Below are 16,751 nucleotides of genomic sequence, written 5' to 3'. Positions count from 1 at the left end.
CCCATCTGCTGGAGAATGGTTACGACATCCGCACCGTGCAGGAGTTGCTCGGGCACAAGGACGTAAAGACCACCATGATTTATACCCACGTGCTCAACCAGGGTGGGCGTGGAGTCAGGAGTCCGCTAGACTCCTGAGCGTGGAAGGCTTGCTAGTTCATGGGGTACTACGGGAGCTGGCCCACCAGCTACCCCGGCGCAGCCTGGGCTGGGCATTTCCCGACGAGGGCACCGCCGCCCTGCTCCTAGAAGGGCTGGGCAATCTGGTGTTGCGCTACCGCCCACCCCACCCCGCCCTGGCGGTGGAGGCGGATCGTGTGGCGGGCGAGGCCAAAACCCCTTTTCAGCGCCTCCTCGAGGCCCGCTGCAAGGGGCGCTTGCTAAAAATTGAACAGCTCAAGCTCGACCGGGTGGTGTTCTTGGAGTTTGAAGGGGAAAAGGGCTTTGTGGACACCGCCCCCACCCGGCTGGTCTTCGAGCTCACGGGCCGCAACGCCAACCTGATGGTTTTGGACCTCGAGGGCCGGATTATCGGCATAGACCGCCCGGTTACGCCGGCCATCAACCGCTACCGCGAACTGCGGAGCGGGCTTTTTTACACCCCGCCCCCGCCCTACCAGAAGCTCGACCCCCGCACCCTGCAGGAAGACGAGCTGAAGCCCTTTGTGGGCCAGCCCCTCGAGCAGCTCATCAAAAACCTGGACGGAGTGGGTAAGGCCCTGGGGGCCGAACTCTGCCAGCGCGCACACCTGAGCCCACAAACCCGGCTCGAGCCCGCGCACCTGCCACTTATCCACAGGGTTATCCACAGCCTGGTCGAGCAGCCTGCCGTACAAACCAATCCGGTTGCAGAGATGCAGGCTGCGTGGGCGCTCGAGGAGGCCGAGGCCCTGCGCAAACCCCTGCGAGAAGCCCTCCAGCGGGAGATCCGAACCCTACAGGCCCGCCTGGGCGATTATCAAAACGCCCTGGAGCGCCTGGAGGAGGCCCAGCGCCTGCGCAACTGGGGCGACTTGCTGATGGCCTACGGCCACCAGCTTCCGCCGGGGCCCAAGGCCAAGCTGGAAGATTTTTCCGGCCAGATGGTGGAAATTCCCCTGGAAGCCGGGCTCTCCCCCATTCAAAACGCCAGCCGCTTCTATGCCAGGGCCAAGCGCCTCGAGGCCAACGCCGAGCGGGCCCTGGAGCAGATACCGGCCCTGGAGGCCCAGATCGCCGGGCTCGAGCGGGAACTCGCCCAGCTCGAGCGACTCTCCCACCAGGTGTTGCAGGCCCTGAAGCGCAAAACTCGAGAAAAAGGCCCCCAGCTAGGCCTGCGCTTGGTGAGTCCCAGCGGCTTCGAAGTCTGGGTAGGGCGCAACAGCAAAGAAAATGACCTCCTGACCCGCATGGCCCACTCCGAAGACCTCTGGTTCCACGCCCAGGGCCTCCCCGGTTCGCACGTGATCCTGCGCACCCAGGGCCGCAGTGCGCCCCTGCCCGACCTGCTCTACGCCGCACAGTTCGCCGCCCACCACTCCAAGGCCAGGGGCGAGAAAAATGTACCGGTGGACTATACCCCCAAAAAACACGTCTGGCGGCCTCGCAAAGCGGCCCCCGGCCAGGTGTTGTATACCCAGGCCAAGACCCTGTTTGTGGATGCCGAGCCTCCCACAAGCTGAAGAAGTGCCCCTGCAGGCTAGCGGCTACCTACTGCTTCAGAAGGCGGTGAGGCCGCTGCTTCATCCTCGGCGCGCACCCGTAGCCCACGGGCCACCAGGGGCAGGGTGGTGCCCTGTACCAGCACCGAAAACAGCACCACGAAGAAGGTGACATTGAATATCTTTTGCGCCGATTCGACCCCGGCCAGCAAAGGAAAGGTGGCCAGCACGATGGGAATGGCCCCCCGCAAGCCCACCCAGGCCACAAAGAATTTCTCGCTAAGGGCAAAGCGACGATTGGGCAGGCTTAGGAAAACTGCCACAGGCCGGGCCACCAGCATCAGAAAGAGCGCCAGCAGAATGGCCCCTACCGCCACCGAGGGAAGCTGTGAGGGGAAGACCAGCAGGCCCAGGGTGAGGAACATTCCAATCTCCATGAGCCAGGTGTTGCCCTCATGAAAAGCCAGCAGCGCCGTCTTGCGGGGAAAGTCGCTGTTGCCCACCACCACCCCCGCCACATAAGCCGCCAAAAAGCCACTGCCGCCCAGCACGGCAGTGAGCGAAAACACCAGAAGCATCAGCGTGACCGACAGAACCGCATACAACCCATCGAAGCTAAGCCGGATGCTTTGCAAAATCCAGGCCACCGCCCGCCCCAGGCCATAACCCAGCAGCAAGCCCAGCAGCATCTGCTGGACGAACATGGGCAAAACCTGCCAGGCGCTCATCTCGGGACGGGTCAGAAGGGTGGTCAGGCCAATGGTCAGAAACACCGCCATGGGGTCGTTGGTGCCCGACTCGAACTCGAGCAGAGGCCGTAGGTGCTTGCGCAGGCGCACGGCCCGCTCGCGCAACACCCCAAACACCGCACTGGCATCGGTGCTGGAAACAATCGCGCCCAGTAAGAGGGCCTCGAGCCAGCCCAGGTCTAACACCCAGTGAGCAAACGCGCCCGTTAGGAGCATAGTGAAGAACACACCAAAAGTAGCCAGCGACAGACCAGCCCCTAGCACTGGGCGCACGCTGTTCCATCGGGTGAAAAGACCGCCCGAATATAGAATGAAAATTAGGGCCAGCGTACCTACTAGCTGGGCAATGTAGTAGTTGTCAAACCAAATACCCCCCGGCCCATCGCTCCCGGCCAGCATACCGATCACCAAAAACAAGAGCAGCCCTGGTACCCCTAGCCGCCCACCCAGCTTGGTAGCCAGGACACTAAGCAGCAGTAAAGTGCTGACGACTAACAGAAGGATCTCGGGTTTGGGCAAATATACCTCCGCTGCTCCCAGTAGCACCACCAGGAGTGGCAACGCTCCGGTGCTCAAAGCACCCTGGATTCAGTATGCCGCCAAGGATGGTTCCAGCGCAGGGCCTTAGTGCCCAATTCGGGTGTGCAGGTCGCCAATTCCCTCGATGGCGACCTCCACGTGGTCGCCGGGCTTCAGCTCTCCCACCCCCTCGGGGGTACCGGTCAGTACCACATCGCCGGGCTCGAGGGTCATGAACTGGCTGATGTAGGAGAGAATTTTAGCCACCGGGAAGATCATCAGGCTGGTGTGGGCCTCCTGGCGCAGCTCGCCGTTGACGTAGGTACGCAGGGTGGTGTTCTGGGGCTCGAGCGAGGTCACCAGCCAGGGCCCCAGGGGGCAGAATTTATCGGCGGACTTGGCCCGCACCCACTGCAGGTCGGTTTTTTGCTTGTCGCGGGCGGTAACGTCCAGAGCACAGGTGTAGCCCAGCACGTGCTCGAGGGCCTCGCTCTCGGGTAGGTTTTTCATACGGCTTTCAATCACCACCGCCAGCTCCCCTTCGTAGTGCAACAGGTTGGTGAAGCTGGGGTAGGGCACCACATCGCCCGAGCGCTCGGGACGGGCCGGGTTGGCCGGGTGGGCCAGGGTATTGGGGCCTTTTAGGAACAGACCCGGCTCCTTGGGCAGATCCCCCCCGAAGTCGTGGCCCATCTCGCGGATATGGTCGAGGTAATTGCGCCCCACGCAGACAATCTTGGTGGGGGTGGCCGGGGCCAGCAGGGTCACGCCCCCCAGGTCAAAATGACGGCCCGTGGGATTGCCCGCCGGGCCGTCGGTTTCGTGAATCGTCTCGCCTTCCAGTATCCCCCATTGACCCGCATCGAACCGTACAATCTTCATAGTGGCTCAAGTATACCGTTGCCCGCGGCTTCTGCCTCGGGACGTTTGGCTTACTCCACCGACGTTACAAAACGCCTGTGCTGTGGGGTGTTAGAGTCTAGAGCAGGCAACCTCGAGGTACACGCGAAAGGAGCTGGCATGAACGCACTCTTACTCTGGATTCTGGGCATTCTGGGCGTACTTTCTTTGCTTTGGGGCCTCACCCGCCTGCCGCGCGGTGGGCTGGCCTGGATGGGCTTTGGTTTGGTGCTGGGCCTGGCTGGGCTGGGCGGGGCCTGGCTGCACCAGCAGTACGGCACAGCAGTCTTCTGGGGGCTGGGGCTGCTGGGGGTGCTGTTGCTGGTTTGGGCCTTGTTGAACCTCCGGAGCCGCCTGGCAAGCTGGAGTGCCGGTCTGGCCGTGTTGCTGGCTCTCACTGGCTTTGGCAGCATCGTGCTGCTGAACAGCAGCAGCCCCAACCTGCTCACCTCGGGTACCATCCCCAACCCGCTCAACAGCTTTCAAACCGACCCCGCCACACCTCCTGGCAGCGCGCCGGATAACCCCGCAACCACCCCCACGCTGCCTACCGAGACCGCCCCTGAACCAACTCCTACCCCATCCGAGACCGGCCCATCCCAGCCCACAACCGAGCCCCCACCATCCCCTGCCGAGCCCGGCCCGGCCCTACCCGCCCCAACCCCGCCCGTCACTTCGGGCAGCGTGCGCGAGATCGAGCCGGCCTGTCCTTGTCTCCTCAACGTGAGCGTAAATGTTCCTAACCCCACCACCCGCATTCTCCAAGGTGCCACCGAGATCGCCAGCAGCCGTCTGGGGCGCTCGAGCTTCTTGCTCGAGGCCGGCGACTACACTTTGCAGGTCGAAGCTCCCGGCTACCGTACCTTCAGCGCACTGATTAATGTGCCCAGAAACAAAAACCTGGAAGTAGAGTTGGTGCAGTAAAAACTGTAATTTGCTTGCATCTTACACTACCCCTCGGTATGGTGTAGATACTGTGAGTGAAGTGAGTACACTCTGGCAAACCCAGCTCGAGACCCTGCGCCCGCACCTGAGCGGACGCGACCACCGCGGCAAAAAGGGAAGCTTACGCTGGCTGGAAGCCGCCGTGGCCGAGCGTGGGGGACGGGCCGGGACGGTACGCAACATTTTGTACAAAGACCTGGGTAGCCCAGAAGAGAAGCTGCGGCTATTCGAAGTTATCAGCGATTTGTACACCGAATCGGGACTGGAAGCCCCCACCCTGCCCTCGGAGTTGGCGCTCGAGTCGGCCCGGCGGGCTTTGGGGCGCGACAAGCGCAGGCTATTCCGACGTTTCGTGCGGGCCTTGGAACAAGGTGAAAAAACCCAGATGGTGGTGGTGGGTGGGGCCGTGACCGGCAAGGGGGTGTTGTTGGCAGCGGTCGAGCGGGCCGTGCCCGATTGCCTGATGGTGAATCTGGGTGGAGAACTGGCCCAACACCTCTATCCGTTGGCTGAGAAACTGGACGTGGAGTTGGATGCGATGCTATCGCAACTTTCGCCCACCCAGCCTTACGCCCTGCAAGCGGCTCTACAAGATGAACTGCGCAACGACATCGCCAAGGCCCTCAATGCTTACGGCAAGCCCCTGCTGTTACGGGCCGAAAAAGAGGGTCAGATCGGCGGGCTGAGTTTGCGTGACGCCCAGGGCAACCCGGTGGGGCTGGCTGCCTGGGTGGAGCCGCTGCTGCGCCGCCTGACCATTCCTTTCTTGGCCGGGCTTTCCGAGCCCCCGCCCAACCTAGCCTGGCATCCGCTCTCGGCCCCCAGCCGGGCCGAGGCCCGCCGCTACGTGAAAGACCGTTTACCCGACCTGCCTCCCGAACGGGTGGAGGCCCTGGTGAACCAGGCCGGGCGCAACTTTGCCGAGCTTTCGCGGCTGGTACTGCTGGAAGCAGCCCAGACCCACGGCAGCACCCCCGCGGCCCTGGCCAGCTACAACCTGGCCCAGGACACCACCCTGCGCCCCATGCTGCAAGCGCTGGCCATCCTCTCCCCCGATGCCGACCCTGGTATTCCAGTGGCCCTGCTGGAAAAGGCCCTAAACAAAGGGCTCGAGCACCTCTCGCAGGCCGAACGAGCCCTGCTAACCCCGATGGGCGAGGGCAAGGTTCGCCCGGCCCTGCGTACCTTGCTGCCCGTCGTGCCGGAGAAAGAAGCCCGAAAACTGCACACCTTGGCACTGGATTTCTTCAAGGGTGATCTATTCCGCTTGCTGCACCACGCCCGGGGTGCCCATCGGGTGGACAAACTGTTGGAGTTGCTCTCGCAAGACCCCAGTCGGCTGTCGCTGCTGCCCACGCTCTGGGCAGAGTCGCAATCTTGGCCCACCCTCGAGCGGGAAAAACTAGCCATGGCAGTGGTGCGCTACCGCGCGGTATTGGGTCAGTACGCCCATCCCGAGGCGCTGGAGGCCCTCGAGGTGCTCTCCAGTTCCACCGACCCTGCCACCCAGTCCTGGGCCAGGGTCAAGGCTGCCGAGGCCAGGGTGGATGCGGGGGATTTTCCGGCGGCCTTGCAGCTTTTGCCCCCGCCCGAGACCTTGTCGGGCGACGTGGGGGCCGAGGGGCTTTTGGTCTGGGCTGCCGTCGAGCGCTGGCAGGGCGATTATGCCCAGGCCGAAGCCTATGTGCAACAAGCCCTTTCCCTGCCCATCCAGCCCTTCCTGGCAGACCGGGTGCGGCTTTGGCAGGGTCTGGTGGCCAAGGACGCGGGCCGCTTCGAGGAGGCCCTGGAAGCTTTGCGCCAGGTAGCCCACGACCCCCTTTTGGTCGGGCGGGCCCGCTACCAGTCGGGCGACCTGCTCCTGCGCATTGGACGGGTCTACGAGGCCGAAGCCCAGATGCGGCAGGGCCTGGAAGCCTTGGAAACTTCCGGGGCACCCCCCGAAGAGGTAGCCCGCGTGCGGGCCCGGTTTGGTACGGCGCTACGGCGCATTGGCAACTTTGCTGAGGCAGAAAAATACCTGTATCAATCTATCCGCGAAGCCTCCGACGAGTTCATCCGGGCCCGGGCCATGAGCGAGGCCAGCGTCTTGGAGTTGGCTCGAGGCCGCCCTCTGGAAGCCCTGGCCCTGCTGGCCGAGGCCGAGGCCTACCTGCGCGAGGTGCGCGAACGCCCTGAGGAAGCCCACTACCGCCACCGCCGCACCCTGTACCGCATTGCCGTGGCCTACTGGGTGCGGGCCGGTGGGTTGCCCTATCTGCCCCCTTACGTGGGCGGGCAAAAAGCCCCCGATAGCGAGAAGATTCTGCGCGACTTACAAAAAGAGCTCTCCAGCAGACAACTGCCGGGTGACCGTTACACCGCCCTGGCGATTGATGTGGCCCTCAAGCTTTCCCTGCTGCTGCCTCCTGCCAAAGCCGAGCAGATGCTACAGGGCTATCTGCGGCAAAACGACCCCTACTTCCAGGCCCAGGCCCGTCTGGGTTATGCCGAGACCTTGGCAAGACAGGAGAAGTGGGCCGAAGCGCTGGCCCAGGTAGTGCAGATTGGGGATTTGCAGGATCCCGGGGTGCAAAGTTGGAAATTGGGTCTGGAAACCCAGGCCTTGCTGGGGTTGGGCCAGGAGGAAGCCGCCTGGAAGAAACTCCAAACCTGTTCCAATCAGCCGACCCCCTACCGCGCCCAGTTGGGTCGTGTACTGGGCAAAATCTGGCCCGCCGAAGCGCTGAGAGCGCGGCTTCAGACCCAGTCCCCCCTGGCCCTCGAGGATGTGCTGGCCCTCTCGCTCAGCCAAACCCACTGAGCTTCAGGCTTGTTTGGCTTGCCGTAATAAGGGTGTGTCGCGTGGAGGTACTGGCCGAGGGCATCGAAACCCCCGAAGAGCTCGAGTGGCTCCGGCAGGCCGGCTGCGACCTGGTACAGGGCTACCTGATCGGGAAACCGGCACCCTTTCCAGCCATTGCTAGGCTGATCACCGCCTCCTCGTTCAACCCATCACCTCACCTAGAAAGCCCCTTAGAGCTGTATTGAAAGCCTTGGGGTTCTCGAGGTTGGCCAGGTGCCCCGCCTCGGGCAGAAGGAGCATCCGGCTATCGGGAATCTGGGCGGCCATCTGCCGGGCATCGGCGGGCGGGGTGAGGGTATCCTCCTCGCCCACCAGCACCAGGGCCGGAACCGAGATGCTGGAGAGCAGCGGCACCGAGTCGGGCCGTGCTGCCAGGGCCTCGAGGCTCTTGGCCACCCGGCCGGGGTCGGCCTCGAGCTGGGCCTGCCGCATCCGGGCCACCAGCTCAGGGCGGCGGGCGTGGGTGGTGGCCCCCAGGTGCCCCTTGAGGGTGGCCTCCGGGAAGAACTGCATCCCTTCCCGGCGGATGCGCTCGGCCTGCTCTAAGCGCAGGCGAACCCCCTCGGGGGTGTCCGGGGTGGCGCGGGTATCGGCCAGCACCATCCCTGCAAAGCGCTCGGGCTCGAGGTTCCACAGCCTAAAAATCACGTAGCCCCCCATGGAAAGCCCCACGAACACCGCTTTCTGCCAGCCCCGGTTGTCCATCTCGACCAGCACGTGGGCGGCTGCACTTTCCAGGCTCTCGAACCCCAGGATGTCGGGGCTCAGAACCGGATGTCCTTTGACTGCCTCGAGCTGCCCTGTCCACATGGCCGGGCTATAGGGAAAGGCGTGTAGCAAGACCACAGGAACCGACATACCCCCAGCATAGCCTAAAAAATAGGGTCAGGTTTCCCTCTCCAAAGCCCTCAGGGCCGCCCGGTATAGCTTTTCCAGGTCGGTCTCGCCGGTCTCGAGCTGCCAGTCGTAGGCGGCTTTGAGCATCCGGCCAAAAACTTTCCCTGGCTTGTGGCCCCGCTCGACCAGATGGCGGCCCAGCAGCACCGGCTGCACCGGCACCGGCTGGGGCTCAAAGAACTTCCAGGATTCTTCGGGCCGGCGCCCGGCCCCATCGGCTTCGTACAGGGCTTTCAGGGCCGGCAGGTGCGGGCCGGCCTGGGCCTGAAACCTGCGGATGGCCGCAGGGGTGGGCTTGGTAAAGACCGGCACCATGTGCAAAGCGGTGGTCACCACCAGCTCCTCCCGCAGATGGTTGGGCAGGCGCAGGTCGCGGGCGATGCGGGGTATCAGTGCGGCCCCCACCCGCTCGTGCCCATAAAAGCTATACCAGCCCTCGGGCCTCCAGCGCGCGGTGTCCTTCTTGCCAATGTCGTGCAGCAAAGCGTGCCAGCGGTACGGCGGTGGGGCCCGATCCACCACCTGCAAAACATGGGTCAGCACATCGCCCTCGGGGTGCCAGCGGGGGTTTTGCAAGAGCAGGTGGGTATCCTCGAACTCGGGAATCAGGCGTTGCAGGAGTTCGAGGTCGTAGAGGTAGCGCAGAAAACGGCTGGGGGTACCGTTCTGGAAGGCTTTGTCGAACTCCGCGGTCACCCGCTCGATGGCCACGTGCGAGAGCACCTCCGGGGCTACTGCCCGCGCGGCTTGCAGGGTTTTTGGCTCGACCTGGAAGCCGTAGCGCGCCGCAAACCGACCCGCCCGGATCACCCGCAGGTAGTCCTCCCCAAAGCGCTGGGCCGGGTCGCCCACCGCCCGTAAGATGCCGGCCTCGAGGTCCTGCTGCCCGCCGTAAGGGTCAATCACCCGCCCCGAGGCATCCATGGCGATGGCCCCAATGGTGAAGTCGCGCCGGGCCAGGTCTTCCTCAATGCTTTGCCCCCAGGCCACCTTGGCCTTGCGCCCATAGGTCTCCACATCGCGGCGGAAGGTGGTGACCTCGTAGGGGTGGTGGTCAATCAGGATGGTGACCGTACCGTGCTCGAGGCCGGTGGGAATGGCCCCCAGGCCCTGGGCTTTAGCCAGGCGCATCACCTCCTCCGGGGGCGCCGAGGTGGCAAAGTCCAGGTCTTCGGGCGTCTGGCCCAGCAGAATGTCGCGCACCGCCCCGCCCACCAGGTAGAGATCGGGCAGGAAGGAAAGCCGTTGCAGAACTTGGCGGTAGTCCATCATGGCAGGCAATCAAAGTCCGAGATTAGCATTCGCAGTGTGGAATTCCTAGCGAGTAACAAAACGGAGTCGCCCCGCCGGCTCATTGTCATCGCCAAGGCGCTCACCTTCCAGCTCAAAATTGGGTCGGCAGCCGCGCTTTGGGCTACCATCCGGCCAGCAAATCATCTACCGGCATAGCCGGGAAAGACCCCCGCAATCCGCCCAGCACAAAGGTCTCCTCCTCCAGCAGGCCCGGCCAGTCCAGCAGCACCTGAGAAAAGTTCTCCTCGGGCCCGGCCTGCGAAGCATGGGCCAGCACCGCAGCCCGGATGGTCGGGGCCAGGGGACGCACATCCACCCGCACCGCCACCGAGCAGGGCGAGACCCCATAGCGCTCGGGGTCGAACTTGGTCTGGGCCACCCGCTCCTGGGTGCGTACCGGAAAAAAGAGCCGCTTGGGCGGTTCGGGCATCACATTGCCGATCCGCCAGAAGGCCCCCAGGGTGGCCCGGTGGAGGTGGATGTGGTCGGCATGGCCGTAGTAGCCCTGCGGGTCGAACCCAATGACCACCTGGGGCTTTAGCTGGGCCATGTACCCCAGCAGGACATCCTCGATCTGCTGCAGGTCTTGGTGCATGAAGCCCCTGGGGTTGGCCTGGGCGACCTCGAGCGGATACCCCGAGTCCTGATAATCCAGAAAGATGGGGGGACGCAGGCCCAGAACAGCGCAGGCGGCCTCGAGCTCCTTTTCACGCAGCTTACCCAAAGCCTCCCCCTTGGGATACAGCGAAGCGTCAATGGCCGGATGCCGGATTCGGCCCTGCTCCCCGCGCGTGGCGCAGATCAGGTGCACTTCGTGCCCCAAAGCCGCGTACTTGGCTAAGGTACCAGCACAGAAAAACGACTCGTCGTCGGGGTGGGCGAAGATGGCGAGTAGGCGCATAACCTGAAAGTCTAACCCCATACGATGAAAATTCAACACTCCCATTGCCCATCCCGCTTAGGGGTTGTTTCGCGGGCGTGCTACCCAGACTGCCCGGCCTAACTGTTGAGCCAAACAAGCACGGGAGGCCGCGCTAGACCCTGACCTTTCGTAGTTGCAAAAGCCCCTTAACCCCACGCTGCCGATCAATCTCCTGAATTAGCCGCAGCATATACACCACCGCCGCCGCATCCCAGGCCTGGGGCCTGCAAGAAGCCGGGTAGGGCACCGGCGGCTCCCCTTCGTGCTTGGGGTAGCCCCCTACCAGCTCCGGCAGGCGCCAGTCGGGCTGGCTCATGGCTAAGCGGAAGAGGGCCTCCATGGCCCGCAGGGCCTCTTCGTAAAAGCCGTAGCGCACCAGTCCCCCAATCAATAGCGCGTTGTCATGCGGCCAGACCGAACCATTGTGGTACGAGAGCGGGTTGTAGCGCACCTCCCCCACGCCCAGCGTGCGCACCCCCCAGCCGCTAAAAAGCGCCTCGGAGAAGAGGGTCTCGACCAGTTGGGGGGCTACCTCCTCCGGCACGATGCCGCTCCACAGCAGGTGGCCGGGGTTGGAGGTGAGGATGGCCATGGGTTTTTTCTGGCCGTCTAAGCCGGCCGCGTAGGTTTTTAATTCCGGCAGCCAGAAGGCCTGGTGGAAGCGGGCCTTGAGGGCCTGGGCTTTGGCTTCCCAGTGCGCGGCCCCCTCGAGCCGGCCCAGCGCCCGGTACAGCTCCGCTGCACCCTGGTAGGCCCTGTAGGCATAGCCCTGCACCTCACACACCGCAATGGCCCCCTGGGCCAGCGAGCCGTCGCGGTGGCTCTGCGAGTCGAAGGAGTCCTTCCAGCTCTGCACCAGGTGGCCCTTCTGGGTGTTGGGGGCGTACTCCAGAAAGCCGTCCTGGTCGGGGTCGGCGTAGGTGGTCATCCAGGCCAGGGCCGCCTCCCAGTGGGGTTGCAACTGGCGTACAAAAGCCATATCGCCGGTGTCTTTCCAGTACTGATGCAGCAAGATCACGAACAGCGGGGTGGCGTCTACGGTGCCGTAATAGCGGGTGAAGGGCACCTTTCCGGTGCGCGAGAGCTCCCCCACCCGCATTTCGTGGATGATCTTGCCAGGGGTCTCGTCCAGAAAGGCATTGATCTCGGTACCCTGGTATTTGGCCAGATAGGTCAGCACCCCCTGGGTCACCTCACCCGCCCAGGGCTGCATCATGTAGGCCGTAAGCAGGGAGTCGCGGCCAAAGGGGCAGACATACCAGGGAATCCCCGCCGCCGGGAACAGCCCTTCGGGCAGGGAGAAGAGCAAGGCCCGTAGGTCGGTGATGGCCTGCTCCAAGACCCGCTGGCTGCGTCCGCTTTCCATCTGCAGGGGGAAGCGTTGCTGCCAGTCCTGATAGCTGGGCAGGGGTGGGGTGTGGGGTTCGAAGGGGCTCTCGAAGCGGCCCTTCAGGTGCAGGCTGGCCTTTTGCTTGGGTGCTAGCTCGAGCCTCCATTTGAAGGTCTCCCCGCTTCCAGCGTGTGTGGTTTCCCTGGCCAAATCCTGGGCGGAGAGCGGGGTGGGGAGGGGGTTCAGGGTGAGATGGGTAGCCACCCGCAGACCATCCTCGGCAATGTACTCGAAACCTTGGATTTTGCGGGTGACCTTATGCCAGCCTTTGGCCTCGAACAGATCGGCAAAATCGGCGACAGCCTCGAGGGCAATTTCCACTGTCTGGGCCTTTAGGGAGGTGTTCTCAAGCTCGAGGTGTTCGCTAAATCCACCCCGCACAATCTGCAATTCCCGCCGTACACCCACCAGTTGGTCGGGGCCCACGATCAAACCCCAATGTTGCACCAAGCGATCCGGGCGCGGCGTCTCGGAAACCAGCAGGCTGAAACCCGGCAGATCCCATACATAACGGGCCAGGTAGCGGGTGTCGTGGCGGTAGAAGCCACGCTCGTCCTTATCGGCCATCCCCTGGTCAGACAAAACTGCGTAGGTGTCATCTTCCTTGAGCGGCAACATGCAGAACCTCACGGATAGCCCATAGGGCATAGCTGATAGCTTCTGCCTTCATCGCTATCAGCCACATCAGCTAATAACCACTAGCCCTTCAAAGCGCTGGTCGAAACCCCTTCCACAAAGTAGCGCTGGAACACCACAAACAATATGATAATGGGAATCATGGAAAGGAAGGCGCTGGCCAGCATCAAGCCCCAGTCGCCCGCCACCCCGTAGGCGCTGCGAAAGAAAGAAAGGCCCAGAGGCAGGGTGTAGTTGGTCTGTTGGCCCGATAGTACCACTGCGGCTTTGAAGAACTCGTTCCACATGCCCTGGAAGGTCAGGATGGTGAGGGCGCCTAGCGCCGGGGTGGCCATGGGAATGATGATTCGGAAAAAGGTGGTAATGGGACTGGCCCCGTCAATGAGGGCAGCCTCCTCAATTTCGCGGGGGATGGACTCGAAAAACTGCTTCATGATGAAGACCGCTCCCGCCCCCACCGCACTCCAGACAATCATACCCCACAGGCTGCCCAACAAACCCAGATCGCGCAGCACCAAGTAGTTGGAGATGAAGATGGCCTGGGCCGGCACAGTCATGGTAAAAACCACGAAAGCGAATAGGTAGTTCTTACCGGGGAAGTACATCCGGGCCAGCGCATATCCGGCCAGCGAGGCAAAGAGCAGGGTGGTTACGACTACTGCCAGCGCAACCAGAAAAGTGTTGAGCGTCCAGCGCAAAAAGAAGCTGGCCCCGGTATTGGGATCGCGGGCTTCGTTGAAAACGCGCACATAGTTGCGGAAGGTATAGCCAAAGAAGCCCGGTGTCGCGCTGTCCCAACTCGCCACCCGTCCGCGGCGCTCGAGGCGGTTGGGCTCGAGGGTGGCCGCGTAGTACTGCTGGCCTCTGGGGGCCTCCACATCCAGTGGCAAGCGGGCAGCTCTAGGCCCCTGGCCTTCGTAGGTGATGGTGAAGGCGTAGGTCACAATCTGGCCCGGCTGACCCCCCACCACTGCCGAACGGCGGTTCACCTCCTGCACCTCCGAGACCTTGGCGTACCGAGCAGCCTGCACCTCATCGAAAATGGCTCCTAGGCCAGCCCCGGCCCGCCGAGTCGGAACTGTCACAACGGGGGTTTCCGGTTCCTGACCCTCTTGTACAAAATAACTGACCTGGAAGGGAATACTGGCCCCCGGCGCAAACCCACCCGTCCAGGGGTTTCCCGCGCCCAACTGCCCCAGCCGCCAAGCCGCCACCCAGTTTTTGGGCTGGGTCTGAGCAAAAGAGTAGCGGAAGGGCCACTCGAGCGGGTTGTCTTTCAAACTACCCAGATAGGCCACATAAAACGGTCCAATAAAGAAAACCGCCAGTGCCAGCATGGCACCATAAATCCAGGCGGCCCTAGTCCAGCGCTGTCGGGCCAAGTGGCGCTCGTCTAGTTTGCGCGCTGGTTTCATTACTTGCGCTGCCATAGCTCCTCCTAGTGCGCTTTTTCCGAAATTCCCAAAGCCCGCTGCAACAGCACAATCGCAAAGGTCAAAGCCGCCAGAATGATGGCTGCTGCCGAGGCCAGCCCCACCCTACCCTCTCCACTAAATACATTGTTGTAGACGTAGTAGGCTAGCACAATAATGGAGTCTAGCGGCGCAGCATCACCCATGAGGGCCACCTGGTCGAACATTTGCAAAGTGCCAATAAGCGAGAGGGTAATCACCAGAAAGGTCACCGGGCGCAGCATGGGCACGGTCACGCTAAAGAACTGCTGCAAGGGGGAGGCTCCATCAATGGCCGCTGCTTCGTAAATGCTTTTGGGAATGTCTTGCAAGCCCGCCAAGAAGATCAGCATCAGGGTGGGGATGGTGGTAAAGGTGTTGAGCATGATAATGCTCCACAACGGAATAGGAACCCCCAAAAAGCGGTCGGAGTTGGTCAACCAGGTAAACTCCGGCGGTTGGGCCTCCCTTGGCGCTACTACCCCCAATGCCACCAAGACCCAGGTCAATGCCAGCCCCATCGCCAGCGAAATGGTAGCTAGGGCCGGGTCGGTAAGGGCCACAGGCAGGCCGCGCATACGTTCCCAGCCCACCTGTATGACTTGGGCCAGTACAAAGATAGCCAGAAAGGTGAGCAACACCGGTGCCACCGAACCAATCCAGCCAACAAACGTGTTGAGGAAACCCGTTTTTTGAAAGAACCAGATTGCAATTACCGTCACGGCAGCCGAAGAAAGCACGCTGGGGATGTAATACACGGTGCGGAAAAAAGTGATCCCCCGCAGGCGCTGATTGAGGATGGCCGCCATACTCAATGCCAGAAAGGTCTGTAGGGTGGTCACCACCAGCATGAAACTGATGGAATGGGTCAAAGCGGCAACAAAACGTGGATCCTGAAACAACTGCACAAAGTTAGTAAAGCCAACAAACTGATAGGACTGCCCAATTAAGGTCTTGTCGGTAAAACTAAACCCCAGCGTGCGAACGAAAGCAAATACAAAGAAAACACCCAGGTGGATCAAAAAAGGAGCCAAGAATAAGAGGGCATAGAGCGCCTCTGTTCGTTGCGACCTTAACATGCGTCACCCCTTTGAGATGCGCCAGCGCCAGAAATGCCTACCCCTTGGCTATCTAAGCTTGTATTGGCGCAACCTCGATTCTGGCTGTGCCACATACATCCTATTTCTAGCGCGAAGGTGTTTTTGGAACTGAGCGCCACCGGCTAGGCCTGACGCAGCGCTCAGTTCCACACGCTGGGCTGGTTTATCGCACCAAACGGTTGAGTTCGGCCTGGGCATCAGCCAGGGCCTGATCCACCGACTTCTTGCCCGTAATTACCGCCAGCAAGGCTTCATTGATGGGACGCATCCACTCTCCCCCGTCTAGCGAACCAAACTTGAAGGGCAGCACCGCCCCGCCCATACTGGTCGAGCCCTGGAAAACCACCCGGTTCAGCTCGTTTTCCTTGCCAGGGCGCTGGAAAATGGGGCTGTTGGCCAGCGCGCTGCGGCTGGGCAGGGCCAGGCCACGGGAGAGAATCCAGTTCTGGGCTTCGGGGCTGGTGAGCTGACGAAGTACCTTGGCAGCCGCCTCCTTGTTGCGTGAAGCAGCGTTCATGCTCCACGAAACGGTAAAGATAAAGTTGCCCCGCTGCTTGGTAACTGGGTCAAGGGGAATAAGGGTGGTGCCGTAGCGCATATTGGGTGCCTTGTCCCGCAGAAAGCCCCCAATCCAGGCACCCTCGATAGCCACTGCGGCCCGTTCGGCCCCAAAGCAGCCTCCGGTCCAGCCCTCACCCAGGTCCTGGGCATACTTACCCGCCCCATCCTTGACTAAGCTGGTGTACCACTCGAAAGCACGGCGGAAGTTTGCGTCCAACACGGTGCGGCCTTGGGCATTAAAGGGACGCCAGCCGGTAGCGTGGGCAAAGGCCCCAAAGCGGGCATGGTCAGCCACCACGCAAAGCCCGGCCACATCCTTAACGGCGGCCTGCACGCGCTTGAGCTTATCCTTGAAGGTGTCCCAGGTGTCGGTCTGGTTGGGGTAGGGCACCTTGGCCTCGTCGAAGAGATCGCGGTTGAACTGCACAGCCAGGGTGTTGAAGTCCTTGGGCAGGCCGTAGACATTGCCGCGCAAGGTGAAAGCATTCAGCAGGTTGCGGTTGAAAACAGCCAGCTCCTGCGGGGTGAAGTATTTGTTCAAGGGCTCCACCCGGCCCGAAGCAAACAGGGGCTCCGACCAGAAGATATCCACGTAAAAGAGGTCGGCGGCGGTGCCTGCCGAGAGCGCATTTAAGAGCGCAGCGCGGTAATCGCCCTCGATGCCCTGGTATTCCGCTCGGATGTTATCCCTTTGCAGCGCTGGATTCACCACTTCGCGGATCAAGCTGCTGATGATGGCGGTATCGTTGCCACCAAAGCCCTGCAATCGCACCACGGTTTGCGCCGAGACCATCCCCAGCGCTAAAGCTAGACCTGCTACCAACCATCGCTTCATGACTTCCTCCTCCACTAAGAGCGAAATTTACTCGAGCCGAAGATAGTAAAACCTGATCTTGATGTTTCC

The 16,751-nt window shown here is 62.2% G+C and carries 14 protein-coding genes; 5 read left to right on the top strand and 9 right to left on the bottom strand.

Annotated features, from left to right (window positions below; genetic code table 11):
* On the top strand, positions 1-137 hold a 137-nt coding region (locus WKI89_RS15435), incomplete at its 5' end, for a tyrosine-type recombinase/integrase (RefSeq protein WP_337871113.1).
* Positions 138-139: 2 nt separating this feature from the next.
* The gene (locus tag WKI89_RS15430; RefSeq protein WP_337871109.1) at positions 140-1,660 is read left to right on the top strand and encodes an NFACT family protein; all 1,521 of its coding nucleotides are present in this window, start codon (positions 140-142) and stop codon (positions 1,658-1,660) included.
* 17 nt (positions 1,661-1,677) lie between these two features.
* On the opposite strand, the gene WKI89_RS15425 is transcribed toward WKI89_RS15430, so the two are convergent.
* Both WKI89_RS15425 and WKI89_RS15420 read right to left on the bottom strand, forming a co-directional pair.
* A complete protein-coding gene (locus WKI89_RS15425; protein WP_337871107.1) occupies positions 1,678-2,907 on the bottom strand; it encodes a potassium/proton antiporter in 1,230 nt (409 codons plus the stop codon).
* A 105-nt stretch (positions 2,908-3,012) separates the two neighbouring features.
* On the bottom strand, positions 3,013-3,789 hold the full coding sequence (locus WKI89_RS15420) for a fumarylacetoacetate hydrolase family protein (RefSeq protein ID WP_337871105.1): 777 nt from the start codon (positions 3,787-3,789) through the stop codon (positions 3,013-3,015).
* 138 nt (positions 3,790-3,927) lie between these two features.
* Here WKI89_RS15420 and WKI89_RS15415 point away from each other — a divergent pair, with 138 nt between their 5' ends.
* The 3 genes from WKI89_RS15415 to WKI89_RS15405 are packed head-to-tail and all read left to right on the top strand — an operon-like array spanning position 3,928 to position 7,782.
* Entirely contained in the window at positions 3,928-4,731 is an 804-nt protein-coding gene (locus WKI89_RS15415) for a PEGA domain-containing protein (RefSeq protein WP_337871103.1), read from the top strand.
* 52 nt (positions 4,732-4,783) lie between these two features.
* Positions 4,784-7,555, top strand: a complete 2,772-nt coding sequence (locus tag WKI89_RS15410) for a hypothetical protein (RefSeq protein ID WP_337871102.1) — start codon at positions 4,784-4,786, stop codon at positions 7,553-7,555.
* Positions 7,556-7,587: 32 nt separating this feature from the next.
* Positions 7,588-7,782, top strand: a complete 195-nt coding sequence (locus WKI89_RS15405; RefSeq protein ID WP_337871100.1) for an EAL domain-containing protein — start codon at positions 7,588-7,590, stop codon at positions 7,780-7,782.
* On the opposite strand, the gene WKI89_RS15400 is transcribed toward WKI89_RS15405, so the two are convergent.
* The 7 genes from WKI89_RS15400 to WKI89_RS15370 all read right to left on the bottom strand — a co-directional run bounded on the left by WKI89_RS15400 (position 7,739) and on the right by WKI89_RS15370 (position 16,682).
* Positions 7,739-8,455: an alpha/beta fold hydrolase gene (locus tag WKI89_RS15400; protein WP_337871099.1), complete on the bottom strand. Its 717-nt coding sequence runs from the start codon at positions 8,453-8,455 to the stop codon at positions 7,739-7,741. The two genes, WKI89_RS15405 and WKI89_RS15400, sit on opposite strands and share 44 nt — an antisense overlap.
* A 27-nt stretch (positions 8,456-8,482) precedes the next feature.
* Entirely contained in the window at positions 8,483-9,766 is a 1,284-nt protein-coding gene (locus WKI89_RS15395) for a CCA tRNA nucleotidyltransferase (RefSeq protein WP_337871098.1), read from the bottom strand.
* Positions 9,767-9,908: 142 nt separating this feature from the next.
* Positions 9,909-10,688 (bottom strand): PIG-L deacetylase family protein, encoded by a 780-nt coding sequence (locus WKI89_RS15390; protein ID WP_337871096.1) that lies wholly within the window; start codon positions 10,686-10,688, stop codon positions 9,909-9,911.
* Positions 10,689-10,821: 133 nt separating this feature from the next.
* Positions 10,822-12,717 (bottom strand): glycogen debranching N-terminal domain-containing protein, encoded by a 1,896-nt coding sequence (locus tag WKI89_RS15385; RefSeq protein ID WP_337871095.1) that lies wholly within the window; start codon positions 12,715-12,717, stop codon positions 10,822-10,824.
* A gap of 80 nt (positions 12,718-12,797) precedes the next feature.
* Positions 12,798-14,165 carry a carbohydrate ABC transporter permease gene (locus WKI89_RS15380; protein ID WP_337871094.1) on the bottom strand — a complete coding sequence of 456 codons (1,368 nt, stop codon included), beginning with the start codon at positions 14,163-14,165 and terminating at the stop codon, positions 12,798-12,800.
* Positions 14,166-14,173: 8 nt separating this feature from the next.
* On the bottom strand, positions 14,174-15,265 hold the full coding sequence (locus WKI89_RS15375; protein WP_337871093.1) for a sugar ABC transporter permease: 1,092 nt from the start codon (positions 15,263-15,265) through the stop codon (positions 14,174-14,176).
* A gap of 184 nt (positions 15,266-15,449) precedes the next feature.
* A complete protein-coding gene (locus WKI89_RS15370; RefSeq protein ID WP_337871092.1) occupies positions 15,450-16,682 on the bottom strand; it encodes an extracellular solute-binding protein in 1,233 nt (410 codons plus the stop codon).
* Between the last annotated feature and the right edge of the window lie 69 nt (positions 16,683-16,751).

Origin of the sequence: Meiothermus sp., assembly GCF_037443965.1 — a bacterium.
In the GTDB taxonomy this organism is placed as follows: domain Bacteria; phylum Deinococcota; class Deinococci; order Deinococcales; family Thermaceae; genus Meiothermus.
Note: the sequence above shows the minus strand (reverse complement) of the source record. Positions and strands in the feature narration are given on the sequence as shown.